Source organism: Streptomyces sp. NPDC025806, from assembly GCF_055558275.1.
Window position 1 is genome coordinate 84,926 of the sequence record NZ_JBVHMU010000013.1, and the last position, 15,995, is coordinate 100,920.

The 15,995-nt window shown below is 72.0% G+C and carries 14 protein-coding genes; 4 read left to right on the top strand and 10 right to left on the bottom strand.

Annotated elements, in window-relative coordinates:
* Positions 1-152 precede the first annotated feature (152 nt).
* The 7 genes from ACZ4E1_RS27485 to pgsA form a co-directional block, all read right to left on the bottom strand.
* Entirely contained in the window at positions 153-905 is a 753-nt protein-coding gene (locus tag ACZ4E1_RS27485) for a YebC/PmpR family DNA-binding transcriptional regulator (protein WP_467544064.1), read from the bottom strand.
* Positions 906-954: 49 nt separating this feature from the next.
* Complete coding sequence (pdxT, locus tag ACZ4E1_RS27490) at positions 955-1,560, bottom strand: pyridoxal 5'-phosphate synthase glutaminase subunit PdxT (RefSeq protein WP_467544067.1); 606 nt, start codon at positions 1,558-1,560, stop codon at positions 955-957.
* Between the two features lie 6 nt (positions 1,561-1,566).
* Entirely contained in the window at positions 1,567-2,472 is a 906-nt protein-coding gene (gene pdxS, locus ACZ4E1_RS27495) for a pyridoxal 5'-phosphate synthase lyase subunit PdxS (protein WP_467544070.1), read from the bottom strand.
* A gap of 174 nt (positions 2,473-2,646) precedes the next feature.
* Positions 2,647-3,192, bottom strand: coding sequence for a LemA family protein (locus tag ACZ4E1_RS27500; RefSeq protein ID WP_188339997.1), 546 nt, complete (start codon positions 3,190-3,192; stop codon positions 2,647-2,649).
* Positions 3,193-3,482: 290 nt separating this feature from the next.
* Complete coding sequence (locus ACZ4E1_RS27505; RefSeq protein ID WP_467544074.1) at positions 3,483-4,643, bottom strand: glycosyltransferase family 4 protein; 1,161 nt, start codon at positions 4,641-4,643, stop codon at positions 3,483-3,485.
* Positions 4,640-5,563 (bottom strand): phosphatidylinositol mannoside acyltransferase, encoded by a 924-nt coding sequence (locus ACZ4E1_RS27510; protein WP_467544077.1) that lies wholly within the window; start codon positions 5,561-5,563, stop codon positions 4,640-4,642. The genes ACZ4E1_RS27505 and ACZ4E1_RS27510 overlap by 4 nt, the downstream gene beginning before the upstream one ends.
* Entirely contained in the window at positions 5,560-6,222 is a 663-nt protein-coding gene (pgsA, locus tag ACZ4E1_RS27515; RefSeq protein ID WP_467544081.1) for a phosphatidylinositol phosphate synthase, read from the bottom strand. The genes ACZ4E1_RS27510 and pgsA overlap by 4 nt, the downstream gene beginning before the upstream one ends.
* A 272-nt stretch (positions 6,223-6,494) precedes the next feature.
* Between pgsA and ACZ4E1_RS27520 the strand changes: the two genes are divergently transcribed.
* Positions 6,495-8,693, top strand: coding sequence for an elongation factor G-like protein EF-G2 (locus ACZ4E1_RS27520; protein WP_467544084.1), 2,199 nt, complete (start codon positions 6,495-6,497; stop codon positions 8,691-8,693).
* Positions 8,694-8,905: 212 nt separating this feature from the next.
* Complete coding sequence (locus tag ACZ4E1_RS27525; RefSeq protein WP_467544087.1) at positions 8,906-10,648, top strand: hypothetical protein; 1,743 nt, start codon at positions 8,906-8,908, stop codon at positions 10,646-10,648.
* A gap of 34 nt (positions 10,649-10,682) precedes the next feature.
* Here the strand turns inward: ACZ4E1_RS27525 and ACZ4E1_RS27530 are convergent, their stop codons facing one another.
* Positions 10,683-11,246 carry an HIT family protein gene (locus tag ACZ4E1_RS27530; RefSeq protein WP_399128528.1) on the bottom strand — a complete coding sequence of 188 codons (564 nt, stop codon included), beginning with the start codon at positions 11,244-11,246 and terminating at the stop codon, positions 10,683-10,685.
* A gap of 67 nt (positions 11,247-11,313) precedes the next feature.
* Between ACZ4E1_RS27530 and ACZ4E1_RS27535 the strand changes: the two genes are divergently transcribed.
* Positions 11,314-12,024, top strand: a complete 711-nt coding sequence (locus ACZ4E1_RS27535) for a potassium channel family protein (RefSeq protein ID WP_467544090.1) — start codon at positions 11,314-11,316, stop codon at positions 12,022-12,024.
* A gap of 3 nt (positions 12,025-12,027) precedes the next feature.
* Here ACZ4E1_RS27535 and thrS read toward each other — a convergent pair whose 3' ends face one another.
* Positions 12,028-14,007: a threonine--tRNA ligase gene (thrS, locus tag ACZ4E1_RS27540; protein WP_467544092.1), complete on the bottom strand. Its 1,980-nt coding sequence runs from the start codon at positions 14,005-14,007 to the stop codon at positions 12,028-12,030.
* Positions 14,008-14,142: 135 nt separating this feature from the next.
* On the opposite strand from thrS, the gene ACZ4E1_RS27545 reads away from it, so the two are divergent.
* On the top strand, positions 14,143-14,718 hold the full coding sequence (locus ACZ4E1_RS27545; protein WP_467544095.1) for a DinB family protein: 576 nt from the start codon (positions 14,143-14,145) through the stop codon (positions 14,716-14,718).
* 4 nt (positions 14,719-14,722) lie between these two features.
* Here ACZ4E1_RS27545 and ACZ4E1_RS27550 read toward each other — a convergent pair whose 3' ends face one another.
* Entirely contained in the window at positions 14,723-15,955 is a 1,233-nt protein-coding gene (locus tag ACZ4E1_RS27550; protein ID WP_467544099.1) for a hypothetical protein, read from the bottom strand.
* Positions 15,956-15,995: the final 40 nt, after the last annotated feature.

Consider the following 15,995-nt stretch of genomic DNA (forward strand, 5'->3'; position numbering starts at 1 on the left):
GGGGGGGGGGGTGTGGGTCGCCGTCCCGCCGCCCCCAAATTTTTTTGTTTTCGGCCGCCCCCCCCCCGCGCGGGGGGGCGGGGCCCCCCCCCCCCCCGCCCCCGGGGGGGGCGGGGGGGCCCCCCCCCCCCCCCCCCGCCGCTGATGTCCGGTCAGGCGTCGACCTTCTCCATGACCTCGTCGGAGACGTCGAAGTTCGCGAAGACGTTCTGCACGTCGTCGCTGTCCTCGAGCGCGTCGATGAGCTTGAAGATCTTGCGCGCGCCCTCCTCGTCGAGTTCGACCTGCATGGTCGGGACGAAGTTGGCGTCGGCCGAGTCGTAGTCGATGCCGGCCTCCTGGAGGGCGGTGCGGACCGCGACGAGGTCGGTGGCCTCGGAGAGCACCTCGAAGGACTCGCCCAGGTCGTTGACCTCCTCGGCGCCCGCGTCGAGCACGGCGCCCAGGACGTCGTCCTCGGTCAGCTCACCCTTGGGGACGATGACGACGCCCTTGCGGTTGAACAGGTAGGACACCGAACCCGGGTCGGCCATGTTGCCGCCGTTGCGGGTCATGGCGACGCGGACGTCCGAGGCGGCGCGGTTGCGGTTGTCGGTGAGGCACTCGATGAGCACCGCGACACCGTTGGGACCGTAGCCCTCGTACATGATCGTCTCGTAGTCGGCGCCGCCGGCCTCGAGGCCGCCGCCGCGCTTGACCGCGGAGTCGATGTTCTTGTTGGGGACCGACTGCTTCTTCGCCTTCTGGATGGCGTCGTACAGCGTCGGGTTGCCCTCGATGTCGGTGCCGCCCATGCGCGCGGCGACCTCGATGTTCTTGATCAGCTTCGCGAAGAGCTTGCCGCGCTTGGCGTCGATCACGGCCTTCTTGTGCTTCGTCGTAGCCCATTTAGAGTGGCCGGACATCTGCCTGTCTCCTTCGCGTAACCCATCTCAACAACGAACGCCAGAGATCCTACAAGGAACCCGGCGCGTCCTTGCCCCGGACCATGTCCACGAACAGGCTGTGGAGGCGGTGGTCGCCGGTGAGCTCGGGGTGGAAGGACGTCGCGAGGGCGTTGCCCTGGCGCACGGCCACGATGTGCCCCTCGTGCTCGGCGAGCACCTCGGTCGAGGCACCGACGGACTCCACCCAGGGGGCGCGGATGAAGACGCCCTCCACGGGAGCGCCCTCGACACCCTGGACGGCCACCGCGGCCTCGAAGGACTCGTTCTGCCGTCCGAAGGCGTTGCGGCGCACGATCATGTCGATGCCGCCGATGGTCTCCTGGCCCGAGCGCGGGTCGAGGATCTTGTCGGCGAGCATGATCATGCCGGCGCAGGTGCCGTAGACCGGCATTCCGGCGTGCACGCGCGCGCGGAGGGGCTCCATGAGGCCGAAGAGGTGGGCCAGCTTGGAGATGGTGGTCGACTCACCGCCGGGGATGATCAGGCCGTCGACCTCGGCCAGTTCCTCGGGGCGCCGCACCGGCCTGGCCACGGCGTCCGCCGCGGCCAGGGCGATGAGGTGCTCCCGTACGTCGCCCTGGAGTGCCAGGACGCCGATGACGGGGGTGTTCATGGGTGCTTACCAGCCTCGGTTCGCGTAGCGCTCGGTCTCGGGGAGGGTGTCGCAGTTGATGCCGACCATGGCCTCGCCCAGGTTGCGGGACGCGTCGGCGATGATCTTCGGGTCGTCGTAGAAGGTGGTGGCCTTCACGATGGCGGCGGCGCGCTTGGCCGGGTCGCCGGACTTGAAGATGCCGGAGCCGACGAAGACGCCCTCGGCGCCGAGCTGGCGCATGAGCGCGGCGTCGGCCGGGGTGGCGACGCCACCGGCGGAGAACAGCACGACGGGGAGCTTGCCGAGCTCGGCGACCTCCTTGACGAGCTCGTACGGGGCGCGCAGGTCCTTGGCGGCGGCGTACAGCTCGTTGTTGTCGAAGCCGCGCAGGCGGGCGATCTCGTTCTTGATCTGGCGCATGTGGCGGACGGCCTCGACCACGTTGCCGGTGCCGGCCTCGCCCTTGGAGCGGATCATGGCCGCGCCCTCTGCGATGCGGCGCAGGGCCTCGCCCAGGTTGGTGGCGCCGCACACGAACGGGGTCGTGAAGGCGAACTTGTCGCTGTGGTTGACCTCGTCGGCCGGGGTGAGGACCTCGGACTCGTCGATGTAGTCCACGCCGAGCGACTGGAGGATCTGGGCCTCGACGAAGTGGCCGATGCGGGACTTGGCCATCACCGGGATCGAGACGGCCTCGATGATCTCCTCGATCATGTTCGGGTCCGACATGCGGGCCACGCCGCCGTCCTTGCGGATGTCGGCCGGGACCCGCTCGAGGGCCATGACGGCCACGGCGCCCGCGTCCTCGGCGATCTTCGCCTGCTCGGCGTTGACGACGTCCATGATCACGCCGCCCTTGAGCTGCTCGGCCATGCCGCGCTTGACGCGGGCGGTGCCGGTGGCGGGAGCCTGGTTTTCGACAGTGGACACGGGGACCTCGCTCGGTGAACTCAGTGAAGAGGGTCTGTCACGGCGTGCGCGCTGCACGCCGTTGCTGCACCGAGGAAACATCTGTGCCCGAGGCCACTACAAGAGCCAATAGGGAGGCGGTGGCTCCTTTTGGCCTGCGATCCAGGTGTTGGACCGTGATCATGGCCTGCGGGACTACGTGGTGGCCCGGTCCGCGAGGGCCGTCGGCGGCACGTCGTCCATCTCGAAGGCCATGGGGAACGGGGCGTGCCCGGCGAGGCGGAACCAGCGGACCTTGCGGTGCCGGCGCAGGGCGCGTGCGGCCCGTACGGCGTCGTTGTGGAAGCGGCGGGCCATGGGCACCCGGCGCACCGCCTGGGCGAGCTCCTCGGCGGCCTCCTCGCCGCCGGGGGCGGCCCGGACCTCCTCGACCTGGTCGGCCTCCCCGAAGACCGCGCGCAGCGCCTGGCTGAGCTCGCTCTCGGCGACCTCGCGCTGCTCCTCCTCCGCCTGGCGCGCCGCGTGCGCGGCCTCGTAGAGGACGATCGAGGCGGCCGGGTCGAGCACTCCGGAGGTGGCCAGTTCCTGGGCGACGGAGGCGCGGCGCAGGAGCTGGGCGTCGAGTGCGGCGCGGGCCGCGTCGATCCGGGCGTGCAGGCGGTCGAGCCGGCCCGCGGTCCAGCTGAGGTAGAGGCCGATCGCGAAGAGGGCTACGGCGATCCAGATCAGGGTGACGGTCACGGGCGGCAAGGCTACCGGGGCCCGCCGGGTGGCACGGACGCCCGCCCAGGGGCACGCCGTCCGGCGGGGGACGCCGGAGGTGGCCCTTCACGTGCGGCACCGCCGGGACGGACCCGGAACGACTCCGGCGGCCTTTCTGTGGGGCGCCGTCCGGTGGGGCGACTGGAGTGCGGAGTCTCGGGCAGGCCGCCCGCACGGCCGAGGCGGGCCGAGACCCCCGCGCCGGGTGCACATCAGCCGCCGCTGTCCGCGGGGAGCGGCTCCCGCCTCCCCCCGGCGCCCCCTTCGGGTCAGTCGCGGGCGAGGCCGAAGCGGGCGCGCAGGCCGGTGCGTTCGTCGGTGGCCACGGCCGCGGCCCCCTGGGTGACCGTCTCGTAGACGGAGAGGATGTCGGCGCCGACGGTCGACCAGTCGAAGCGGCGCACGTGCTTGCTGCCGCGCTCGCGCAGCTCGGTGCGGCGCTCGGGGTCGGCGAGCAGCCGCAGGGCGGCGGCGGCCAGGTCGTCGGCGTTCTCGTTGGCGAAGAGCTCGCCGGCCTCGCCCTGGTCGAGGACCTGGGCGAAGGCGTCGAGGTCGGAGGCGAGCACGGGCGCGCCGGCCGACATGGCCTCGACGAGGATGATGCCGAAGCTCTCGCCGCCGGTGTTCGGGGCGACGTACACGTCGACGCTGCGCAGCAGGCGGGCCTTGTCCTCGTCGCTGACCATGCCGAGGAACTCGACGCGGGCGCGCATCTCGCGCGAGAGCGAGGCGACGGCCTCTTCCTCGTCGCCGCGCCCGGCGACCAGGAGCCGCGTCTGCGGCCGCTCGGCGAGGATCCTGGGCAGCGCCTTCATGAGGACGGGCAGGCCCTTGCGGGGCTCGTCGATGCGCCCGATGAAGCCGATGGTGTCGCCCTGCCACTCGGCCTTGGGTTCGGCCCGCGCGAAGAAGTCGACGTCGACGCCGTTCGGGATGACGACCGCGTCGCCGCCGAGGTGCTCGACGAGGGTGCGGCGCGCGTACTCGGACACGGCGATCCGCGCGCTGATCTTCTCCAGGGCGGGCTGCAGGATCGGGTAGGCGGCGATCATGGCGCGCGAGCGCGGGTTCGACGTGTGGAAGGTGGCGACGATCGGGCCCTGCGCGGCCCAGCAGGTGAGCAGGCCGAGCGACGGGGACGTCGGCTCGTGGATGTGGATGACGTCGAAGGTGCCGTCGTGCAGCCAGCGCCGCACGCGCGCGGCGCTCAGGAAGCCGAAGTTCAGCCGGGCCACCGAGCCGTTGTAGGGCACGGGCACGGCGCGGCCCGCGGACACCACGTAGGGCGGCAGCGGGGTGTCGTCGTCGGCCGGGGCGAGGACGGAGACCTCGTGGCCGAGCGCGTTCAGGTGCTCCGCGAGGTCGCGGATGTGGAACTGGACGCCGCCCGGCACGTCCCAGGAGTACGGGCAGACGATTCCGATCTTCACGCCGGCCGCTCCTCGGTGTTCTTGGCGGTGTCCAGGTCCGAGAGCCACAGGCGCTGCAGCATGTGCCAGTCCTCCGGATGGTCCGCGATCCCGGTGGCGAAGGCATCGGCCAGCGCCTGTGTCATGACAGACGTCTTTTCGGCGCGGGTGCCTGTCTCGGGCACGTCGATCGGTGGATGGACCCGGCCCCGCATGATCGGCGAGCCGTCGTACCAGAGCGTCACGGGCAGCAGCAGAGCGCCGGTCTGCTGGGCGAGCAGCGCGGGCCCGGCGGGCATGCGCGTGGTCTCGCCGAAGAACTTCACCTCGACGCCCGCGGCGGACAGGTCGCGGTCGGCGACCAGGCAGACGAGGCCGCCGTCGCGCAGCCGCCGGGCGAGGGTGCCGAAGGCGGCGCCGCCGGTGTGCGGGAGGACCTCCATGCCGAGGCCCTGGCGGTAGGCGACGAAGCGGTCGTAGAGGGTCTCGGGCTTGAGACGCTCGGCGACCGTCGTGAACGGGGTCTCCAGCTTGGTGGTGACCCAGGCGCCGGCGAGGTCGTAGTTGCCCATGTGGGGCAGCGCGAGGATGACGCCCTTGTCGGAGGCGAGCCCGTCGGTCAGGTGGTGCACGTCCTGGGGGGTGAAGCCCTCCCGGACGCGGTCCTTGCTCCAGGCGGGGAGCCGGAAGGACTCCATCCAGTAGCGCAGGTACGAGCGCATGCCCGCCCGGGAGAGCTGCCGCAGCCGCTGGGGCGTGGCGTCGGGCACCACGCGCGCGAGGTTCGACTCCAGGCGCAGCACGCCCTTGCCGCGCTTGCGCCAGACGGCGTCGGCGATGGACTGGCCCAGCCGGTTCGCCACCGGCTCGGGCAGCTTCTTGACCGTGCCCCAGCCGAGCCCGTAGAGCGCGTCGGTGATCCGTTCCTGCGCGCCGCTCACGAGGCGGTCTCCTCCTGGGCGGCGGCCGCGGCGTCCGCCTCGGCGGACTCGCGGCGGACGGTGACCACGCGCTGGATCAGCGTGACGAGGCTGCCGGCGGCGACGATCCACAGGGCGACGGGCAGCAGGTACTGGATGCCGGGCACGCCGAACTTGTGCAGACCGGCGAAGCCGGCCGCGACGAGCGAGATGACGAGCCGCTCGGCGCGCTCCACCAGACCGTTGACCGCGACGGGCAGGCCGATCGATTCTCCACGGGCCTTCGTGTACGAGACGACCTGGCCGCTGGCGAGGCAGAAGATCGAGACCGCGCACAGCGCGTTGTCGTTCCCGCCCCCCGCGTACCAGAGCGCCAGGCCGCCGAAGATGGCGCTGTCGGCGACCCGGTCGAGGGTCGAGTCGAGGAAGGCTCCCCAGCGGCTGGAGCGGCCGAGCTGGCGCGCCATGTTGCCGTCCACGAGGTCCGAGAAGACGAACAGCGTGATGACGACCGTGCCCCAGAAGAACTCCCCGCGCGGGTAGAAGACCAGCGCGCCCGCCACCACCCCGGCGGTGCCGAGGAGCGTGACCGTGTCGGGACTGACCCCGCGACGGATGAGAAACGCGGCGAACGGTGTGAGGACACGCGTGAAGAATGCACGCGCGTACTTGTTCAGCATGGCCTTCCCGAGGGGTCGGTGGCCGTGCGGCCCCTCTGGCCACCGGCTGGCCCATCGTAGCCACGCACCCGCCGCCGCGGCCGTCGGGCCACCACGCGCGCGGGGGATCCCGTACGACGTATGGACGCACGGTGACACGAGTGCAAAGCTCGAAGACACCGCGGGCGTCGCCGGAGCCGCCTCTCACACGCGGGTTCGCGTGTCCGCCTGCCGCACTTCCACAGGCCCCGACGGGCCCCCTCACCGTGGATGCGAACCGGGAGGCAAGGGACATGGCTGACAAGGCGAACACACATCCCGGGGCCGCCGGCAGGGCGGCTACGGCCGACCGGCCCTCGGACGTGCGCAATGTGGTGCTGGTCGGCCCCAGCGGCTCCGGCAAGACGACGCTGGTGGAGGCTCTCGCGCTCACGGCGGGGGCGGTCAACCGCGCGGGCCGCGTCGAGGACGGCACGTGCGTCTCGGACTACGACGACATCGAACGGCGCCGGCAACGCTCGGTGCAGCTCTCGCTCGTCCCGGTCGACTGGGGCGGCTGCAAGATCAATCTTCTGGACACCCCCGGATACGCGGATTTCGTCGGGGAGCTGAGGGCCGGTCTGCGCGCTGCGGACGCGGCCCTCTTCGTCGTCTCGGCCGCGGACGGGGTGGACGGCGCCACGCGCGTGGTCTGGGAGGAGTGCGCGGCCGTCGGCATGCCGCGGGCCATCGTCGTGACGCACCTGGAGGCGGCGCGCGCGGACTTCGAGGAGACGACCCGGGTCTGTGCCGAGACCTTCGGCGGCGACGACCCCGACGCCGTGCTCCCGCTCTACCTGCCGCTGCACGGCGAGCGCACCCCGGACGGCCACTCCCCCGTGACCGGCCTGATCGGGCTCCTGTCGCAGCGGATCCACGCCTACGCGTCGGGCGCACTCGAGGAGTCGCCGCCGGACGCCGACCAGGTGCCGGGCCTCCAGGAGGCGCGCGGTCGGCTCATCGAGGGGATCATCGCCGAGAGCGAGGACGAGACCCTGATGGACCGCTATCTGGGCGGCGAGGAGATCGACTTCAAGACGCTCGTCGACGATCTGGAGCGGGCCGTCGCGCGCGGCACCTTCCACCCCGTCCTCGCGGCGGCCCCGGCCCCCGAGGGTGCCCGCCAGGGCATCGGCACGGTCGAGCTCCTGGAGCTGATCACGGGAGGTTTCCCGACCCCGCTGGAGCGCGAGGCCCCGATCGTGACCACCCCGGACGGCACGCCCCGCACGATCCCGGCCTGCGACCCGGACGGCCCGCTGGTCGCCGAGGTCGTGAAGACGGCGTCGGACCCCTACGTGGGGCGCGTCTCGCTCGTACGGGTCTTCTCGGGCACCCTGCGCCCCGACGAGACGGTGCACGTGTCGGGGCACGGGCTGACCGACCGCGGGCACGAGGACCACGACGTGGACGAGCGGGTCGGCGCCCTGTCGGTCCCCTTCGGCAAGCAGCAGCGGCCGCTGTCGCACTGCATCGCCGGTGATCTCGCCTGCGTGGCGAAGCTGGGCCGGGCGGAGACCGGCGACACGATCTCGGCGAAGGACGAGCCGCTGCTCATGGCGCCGTGGGAGATGCCGGACCCGCTGCTGCCGCTGGCGATCCAGGCGCACAGCAAGGCCGACGAGGACAAGCTGTCGCAGGGCCTGGCGCGGCTCGTCGCCGAGGACCCGACGATGCGGCTGGAGCAGAACCCGGACACCCACCAGGTGGTGCTGTGGTGCCTGGGCGAGGCGCACGCGGACGTGGTCCTGGAGCGGCTGTCGGCGCGGTACGGGGTGCAGGTCGACGTGGTGGCGCACAAGGTGTCGCTGCGCGAGACGTTCGCGGACCGGGCCGCGGGGCGGGGCCGGCACGTCAAGCAGTCCGGCGGGCACGGCCAGTACGCGATCTGCGAGATCGAGGTGGAGCCGCTGCCCAACGGTTCGGGCATCGAGTTCGTCGACAAGGTCGTCGGAGGCTCCGTCCCGCGCCAGTTCATCCCGTCGGTGGAGAAGGGTGTGCGGGCCCAGGCGGCCAAGGGCGTCGCGGCCGGGTACCCGCTGATCGACGTGCGGGTCACGCTGCTCGACGGCAAGGCGCACTCGGTGGACTCCTCCGACGCCGCGTTCCAGACGGCGGGCGCCCTGGCGCTGCGCGAGGCGGCGGCCGACGCCACGATCCATCTCCTCGAACCGGTGGCCGAGGTCCAGGTGCTCGTGAGCGACGACTTCGTGGGCGCGGTGATGAGCGACCTGTCCGGGCGGCGCGGGCGCGTCGTCGGCACCGAGCAGGCGCCGGGCGGCCGGACCCTCGTACGGGCCGAGGTGCCGGAGATCGAGATCGGGCGCTACGCCGTCGATCTGCGCTCCCTGTCGCACGGCACGGCGCAGTTCAGCCGCAGCTACGCCCGGCACGAGCCGATGCCGGCCCACATCGGGGAGCGGATCAGGGAACAGGCCGCGGACACGGCCTAGTTGGGGTGCCGCGCGAGGTCGTGCGCCCCCGTGCCCCCGGTGCGGCGACCGGCGTCCGGCTTGCCGGGACGGATGTCGGTGGCGGCCGTTACGCTGGTCGAAGATCAGTCGGATCAGTCGGATCAGGACGATCAGCTGATCAACAGGTGTGCGGGGCAAGGAAGTCGGGAAGAGCCGCAGCAGCAGCGACGTGCGGTGCGAGACGTGCGGTGATGGGGGCGGCAGTGGCGGACGACGCGTTCGATTTCAGGCCGGGGGCACAGGTCCCCCTGCAGGGTTCGGCGGGGCAGACCGCGGCGACGTTCGCCATCGCCTCGGCCGCGTACCGGGACGACCCGGCCGCGAAGATCGAGGACGCGAACAACGAGTGGCACAAGTCCGAGGTGAAGAAGGGCGTCTGGTCGCTGTTCGCGCCGAACCTGGGTGAGGCGTTCTCGCGCGCGGTGCAGGTCCGGATGCTCGGCGGCGGGCGCAAGCCGCTCATCCAGTCCTTCGGCACGGAGCCGCAGGTCGTCGTGGAGCACTGCCTCGCGGCGACCCGGATCCGCCGTCAGCGGGACGCGCTGCTGACCCTGATCACCGTGCTGTTCGGCCTCGTGTTCCTGCCCGGGTTCGTGCTGTGGCTGATCGCCTTCCAGCTCCGCCGTACGAGCAACAACAAGGTGGCGGCCGCCGAGAAGGCCACCCAGGACGCCGCGGCCGGGGCGCCGAAGACCGAGGCGCGGAACAAGGAGCGCAAGGTCCGCGGCACGGCGGCCCTGACGACGGCCCTGATGGCGATCGTCGGGGTGGCCGTCGTCATCGTGCTGCTCAAGCTGCCGTTCGCCGGCGGCTGGGCCTGGTACCTGCGCGCCTCCTTCGTGGTGCCCGTCGTCGGCGGGCTGTGGGCGCGCCAGGTCTGCGAGCGCACGGCGAAGGACCTGCGCGAGCGGTGGGACGCGCTGCTCTCCGGCGGCGGCATCGGCGCGAAGATCCCCGAGGCGGTTCCGGGCAGCCCCGGCGAGACCGCGGCGGAGCAGCTGCGCCAGGGCCTGGCCCGCCTCTCCGCGGAGCAGCAGTCGAACGCGGTGTTCTACGCCGGCCCGAAGGGCATCCTCGGCATGGGCACCCGCTGGGGCAGCTGGCAGCTGGCCGAGGAGCTGGTCTCGGCCGACCCCGACAAGGAGATCCACCCGTTCCGCAGCTGGGACGTGGTCCGCGCGATCCACGACCAGCTGAAGCTCCTGGAGCGCAAGACGCTGCACACGGGCGGCTTCCCGCGCCCCTCGGTCGAGCACTGGATCGTGACCCCGATCGGGGAGAACGCGAAGGGCGTGTCCCGCCCCACCGGTGCGGACGTGGACGCGTACCGGATCAAGCCGCACGAGATACAGCGGATCTGCAACGAGCAGCAGTTCGGCAGCGGCGACCGCCACTATCTGGGCGTCCAGTTCACGCTGTGGGACGGCCAGTTGGTCATCACCATGCTGATCACGGTGACGGTCCTGCACGAGACGCTGCGCATCGAGGTGACGGGCCACGCGCTGGGCCCGGTGAACTCGCTGTTCACCTCGAAGCCCGAGCCGAAGACCAAGGAGATCGCCAAGTCGGTGCGGTTCTGGGAGACGACCACGAAGACGCTGCCGCTGATCGACGCGGACGAGGTCGTCCGGATAGCGGTCCGTGCCCCGCTCACCTGGTACCCGCCGCTGCTCGACTACCTGGGCGGCAAGCTGGCGCTGCCCGAGCCGTTCGGCCTGCGGCACGCCTGGGCGGACCAGCCGTGGCGGCACCGCTTCATGGCGGACGACGCGCTGCGCACGGCGACGCCGGTGCTGCGCGTCGTGCACGCGGCGGCCTTCAAGGTCCTCAAGGAGCACGGCGTGGACACGGAGAAGTTCGGGAACCGCTCGGGGGTGCTCAGCGGCCTGGTGCAGGACCCGTCGCCGCGGAAGGCCGACGTCTACGACGCGTAGCCTCCGCGGCGCGCGGGATCGGCGGAGGGGCGGGTCAGGCGGTCGGCCAGGCCTTCGCCAGCGCCGTGCGCGTGTCCGCGAGGAGCTGCGGCAGCACCTTGGTGTGGCCGACGACCGGCATGAAGTTCGTGTCGCCGCCCCAGCGCGGGACGATGTGCTGGTGCAGGTGGGCTGCGATGCCGGCGCCGGCGACCGCGCCCTGGTTCATGCCGATGTTGAAGCCGTGCGCGCCGGACGCGGCACGCAGCGCGGTCATCGCCCGCTTGGTGAAGTCGGCGAGCTCGACGGTCTCGGCGGCGTCGAGGTCGGTGTAGTCGGCGACGTGCCGGTAGGGCAGCACCATCATGTGCCCGCCGTTGTACGGGTACAGGTTGAGGATCGCGAAGACGTGCTCGCCGCGCGCCACGATGAGGGCGTCCTCGTCGCTCTTGCCGGGAGCCGCGCAGAAGGGACAGCCGTCGTCGGCCCCGGGGCCGGTCGGTTTGCCCTCGCCCTGGATGTACGCGATGCGGTGCGGGGTCCACAGACGCCCGAATCCGTCCGGCTCTCCCACAGGACCGATCTGCTGCTCCGGCTCACTCGTCATGCTGTGCAGCATATGGCGTGACCTCGGCGGGGCGTGTCGCCGGGGCCCGTCCCGGGCCCGCGCGCGCGATGCTGTGCGGATGACCGACAGCGCCCTCACCCGCTGGGAGCGACGCACCGCCGGCGTCCTCGCCGCGGCGTCCCTGCTCTTCCTCGCCTCGTACGCGGTCCTGGTGCTCGGCCCGGGGCTGCCCGGGGCCGTGCGCGATCTGTGTCTGGCGGTGACCTGCGCGGCGTGGGCGCTCTTCGCCGCGGACTACGTGGTGCGGCGGCGGCTCAGCGGTCAGCGCTGGCCGCGCTTCGTCCGGACGCACTGGCTGGACACCCTGGTCCTGCTGCTGCCGCTGCTGCGCCCGGTCCGCATCGTGCAGGCCTACGAGCGGGTGAAGCGCCGGCACGGCCGACCCCGGTTCGCGCTGCACGCGCGCGTGATGCTGTACGCGGGAATGTCGACGCTGCTGCTCGGCTTCGCCGCGTCGCTCGCCGTCTACCAGCAGGAACGCGACGCACCGGGCGCGACGATCCAGACGTTCGGCGACTCGGTGTGGTGGGCGTGCACGACGGTGTCGGGCGTCGGCTACGGGGACATGACGCCGGTGACGCCGGTAGGCCGGCTCGTCGCGGTGGGCCTGATGGGCTGCGGGCTCGCGCTGCTCGGCGCGGTCGTCGGCTCGTTCTCGTCCTGGCTGCTCCAGGTGTTCGCGCGGGAGGACGAGAACGGCGGGAGTGCGGGCGAGAACGGCGAAAGGCCCCCGGGAAACTTCCCGGGGGCCTTCGACGGCAAGGGCTGAGCGTCAGACCTGCGCGCGCTCCTCGACGACCTTCACGATCTTCGCGATGGCCTCGTCGACCGGGATGCCGTTCTCCTGCGAGCCGTCGCGGTAGCGGAAGGACACCGAGCCGGCGCTCATGTCCTCGTCACCCGCGATGACCATGAAGGGCACCTTGGCCTTCTGCTGGTTGCGGATCTTCTTCTGCATGCGGTCCGAGGACGAGTCGACCTCGACCCGCAGGCCCTGGGCGCGCGCCTTCTCGGCGAATTCCTCCAGGTACGGGACGTGGGCGTCGCCGATCGGGATGCCGACGGCCTGCACGGGCGCGAGCCAGGCCGGGAAGGCACCCGCGTAGTGCTCCAGGAGCACGCCGAAGAACCGCTCGATCGAGCCGAACAGGGCACGGTGCAGCATGACGGGCTGCTGGCGGGAGCCGTCCGCGGCCGTGTACTCGAGGCCGAACCGCTTGGGCTGGTTGAAGTCGACCTGGAGGGTCGACATCTGCCAGGAGCGGCCGATCGCGTCCTTGACCTGGACGGAGATCTTCGGGCCGTAGTAGGCGGCGCCGCCCGGGTCGGCGACCAGCGGCAGGTTCTGCTTCTCGGCGGCCAGACGCAGCGCCTCGGTGGCCTCGGCCCAGTCCTCGTCGGTACCGATGAACTTGTCGGAGTCGTCGCGGGTGGACAGCTCCAGCTCGAACTCGGTCAGGCCGTAGTCGCGCAGCAGGTCGAGCACGAAGGTGAGGAGCTTGTCGAGCTCCTCCGGCATCTGCTCCTTGGTGCAGTAGATGTGCGAGTCGTCCTGCGTGAAGCCGCGCGAGCGGGTCAGGCCGTGCACGACGCCCGACTTCTCGTAGCGGTACACGGTGCCGAACTCGAACAGGCGCAGGGGCAGTTCACGGTAGGAACGGCCGCGCGACTTGAAGATCAGGTTGTGCATCGGGCAGTTCATCGCCTTGAGGCGGTAGTTCTGCTCGTCGAACTGGATGGGCGGGAACATGCCCTCCGCGTAGTGCGGCAGGTGGCCCGAGGTCTCGAAGAGGTGCTCCTTCGAGATGTGCGGGGTGTTCACGAACTCGTAGCCGGAGGCCTCGTGGCGGCGCCGCGAGTAGTCCTCCATGACCTTGCGGATCACGCCGCCCTTGGGGTGGAACACCGCGAGGCCCGGGCCGAGCTCCTCCGGGAAGGAGAACAGGTCGAGCTCGGCGCCCAGCTTGCGGTGGTCGCGCTTCTCGGCCTCGGCGAGGAACTCCAGGTAGCCCTTGAGCTCGTCCTTCGACGGCCAGGCGGTGCCGTAGATGCGCTGGAGCTGCGGGTTCTTCTCGCTGCCGCGCCAGTAGGCGGCGGCCGAGCGCATCAGCTTGAACGCGGGGATGACGCGGGTGCTGGGCAGGTGGGGACCGCGGCAGAGGTCCTTCCAGCACAGCTCGCCGGTCTTGGCGTCGAGGTTGTCGTAGATGGTCAGCTCGCCGGAGCCCACCTCGGCGTCGGCACCGTCGGCGGCCTGCGCCGCGTTGCCCTTCAGGCCGATGAGTTCGAGCTTGTACGGCTCGTCGGCGAGCTCGACGCGGGCGTCCTCGTCGGTGGTGACGCGGCGGGAGAACTTCTGGCCCCGCTTCTGGATCTCCTGCATCTTCTTCTCGATGCGCTTGAGGTCCTCGGGGGTGAACGGCTCCTTGACGTCGAAGTCGTAGTAGAAGCCGTCCTTGATGGGCGGGCCGATGCCGAGCTTGGCCTCGGGGAAGATCTCCTGCACGGCCTGCGCCATCACGTGCGCGGTGGAGTGGCGCAGGATGTTCAGACCGTCCTCGGAGGTGATCTCGACGGGCTCGATCTCCTCACCGTCCTGGACGGCGTACGCGAGGTCCTTGAGCTCACCGGCGACCCGGGCCGCGACGACGCTGCGCTCGCCGGGGAAGAGCTCGGCGGCCGTGGTACCCGTGGTCACCACGCGTTCTTCCCGCTCGGAATCGCGTTGGATGATCACACGGACGTCAGACACCGGTCTCTCCTACCTGAAGACGAAACGCCGCGCCATTACCTGTGACGCGCGCAAGGCCGATCGTACCGAGTCACCGGGACCGCTCGCGAAACGGTTGACCGTGCGCACCGGCGGAGGCGCCCCTAGCGTGGGCGCATGGCCCTGGAATGGAACGCGCTGCTGGCCGACCAGCTCGACTGGCACTGGCGGCACCAGCTGCGCCGGCGCCTGGCCGGGCTCACCGACGACGAGTACTTCTGGGAGCCCGTGCCGGACCCCGAGGGCGTGTGGAGCGTGCGCCCGCGCGGCACCGGCACCGCCCCCGTGCGGGCGGGTTCCGGCGACTTCACGATCGACTTCGCGTATCCGGAGCCGGTCCCGGCGCCCGTGACGACGATCGCCTGGCGCCTCGGCCACATCCTGGTGGGCGTCCTGGGCGCCCGCGTCGCCTCCCACTTCGGCGGTCCCCCGGTGGACTACCTGACGTACGCGTATCCGGGGACGGCGGCGGAGGCGCTCGACCGCCTGGACGCGTCCTACGCGCGCTGGACGACGGGCGTGCGCGGCCTGGACGCGGCGGACCTGGAGCAGCCGTGCGGCCCGGCCGAGGGCCCGTTCGCGAAGGAGCCGATGGCGACGCTCGTCCTGCACATCCAGCGCGAGATGATCCACCACGGCGCGGAGATCGCCCTGCTCAGGGACCTGTACGCGCACACGCCGCAGCCTTCCTAGGTTCCTAGGGCTCGTCCCCTCCGGCGCAGGCCTCCTCGAAGAAGTCGAGGTTCTCCTGGAGCGCCTTCATGAGCCGGTCCCGCTCGGCCTCCTCCACCTGTACGGGGACGACGCCGGCGGCGCCGGTCAGCCGGCGGAAGCCGCCCCGGCTCTCCAGCCTTCCGTGCACCCGGATCGGCAGTCCGACGAGGTGGGCGTGCCCGGCGATCCGGTACGCCTCCTCGTCGAGCGTCATCCGGATGTGGGGCACCTCGGCGCCGGCGATGACGTGCAGCCGTACGGTGCCCTCGCCGCGGGGCCCGGTGCGGCGCATGCGGACGACGGTGCCGGTGACGCGGACGAAGACGGCGGGTTCGGCGTGCAGGTAGCGGGCGGAGGCGGCGCGCAGCACGTCGAGGTCGCCGGGCGAGAACTCGACGGGGTCGTCGCCGTCGGTGCACTCGGCGGGGACCCCGGCGGCGGGTGACCAGGCGACACCGACCCGGGCGCCCTCGGTGCCGCGGACCAACGCGACGAGCGCCTCGGTGAGTTCGTGGCTGACGCCGGCCTCGACGGCGCCGTCGAAGGCGTCCATACCGCCGGTCGCGCGCCGGTAGTCGATGGCCTCGCGCACCGCGTACAGCGCCTGGTGCAGGCGGACGGCGAGGGTGCGGCCGGTGTCGACGGGGACGAAGGCGGTGAGCCGGCGGCCACCGGGCGCGGACTGGACGAGGACGGGTTCGAGCGCCGCGGCGGCGGGCCTGCGGTGCCGGGCGCCGTAGTAGCCGGCACGTCCGCGGGCGGCGAGCGCCCCGGCGAGCAGCATCCGGCGGGCGGCGGCGCGCAGGTGTTCCTCGGCGGTCCAGGACGGGGCGTCGACGGCGGCGCGGGGCACGTCGCGCCACCAGCGGATCTCGTCGCTGGGGACGGCGAGGGCGACGAGGACCTCGCGGGCGGCGGGGGTGCCGCTGCGTTCGAGGGCGTCGAGGGCCTCGCCGAGCAGGTCCTCGCTGTCGGGGAAGGCGCGGCTCTCGGGGACGAGGAGGCTGGCGCCGGGTCCGGTGCCGGCCAGGGTCCAGCGGGCGTAGCGTCCGGCGGCGCCGCCGCGCCGCTGCCAGCCGTGCCGGTCGAGGAGGGCGCCGAGCACGGTGGGGTCGACGCGGCCCGGGTCGGGTCCGGCGAGTTCGGCGGGGTCGACGGGGTGGGCGCGGGCGACGCCGAGGAAGCGTACGGGTTCGTCGGTCGGGCGGTGCTGCATGTCGTGGCTCCCTTCGGGGCCCGCGGGCCGACCGCGCCGG

What these genes read in the sequence shown, in the direction of transcription:
- pdxT (WP_467544067.1), bottom strand. Translation starts at nt 1,560, where the DNA reads ATGAACACCCCCGTCATCGGCGTCCTGGCACTCCAGGGCGACGTACGG.
- ACZ4E1_RS27485 (WP_467544064.1), bottom strand. Translation starts at nt 905, where the DNA reads ATGTCCGGCCACTCTAAATGGGCTACGACGAAGCACAAGAAGGCCGTG.
- ACZ4E1_RS27525 (WP_467544087.1), top strand. Translation starts at nt 8,906, where the DNA reads ATGGGGGCGGCAGTGGCGGACGACGCGTTCGATTTCAGGCCGGGGGCA.
- ACZ4E1_RS27545 (WP_467544095.1), top strand. Translation starts at nt 14,143, where the DNA reads ATGGCCCTGGAATGGAACGCGCTGCTGGCCGACCAGCTCGACTGGCAC.
- ACZ4E1_RS27550 (WP_467544099.1), bottom strand. Translation starts at nt 15,955, where the DNA reads ATGCAGCACCGCCCGACCGACGAACCCGTACGCTTCCTCGGCGTCGCC.
- ACZ4E1_RS27535 (WP_467544090.1), top strand. Translation starts at nt 11,314, where the DNA reads ATGACCGACAGCGCCCTCACCCGCTGGGAGCGACGCACCGCCGGCGTC.
- pgsA (WP_467544081.1), bottom strand. Translation starts at nt 6,222, where the DNA reads ATGCTGAACAAGTACGCGCGTGCATTCTTCACGCGTGTCCTCACACCG.
- ACZ4E1_RS27520 (WP_467544084.1), top strand. Translation starts at nt 6,495, where the DNA reads ATGGCTGACAAGGCGAACACACATCCCGGGGCCGCCGGCAGGGCGGCT.
- ACZ4E1_RS27530 (WP_399128528.1), bottom strand. Translation starts at nt 11,246, where the DNA reads ATGCTGCACAGCATGACGAGTGAGCCGGAGCAGCAGATCGGTCCTGTG.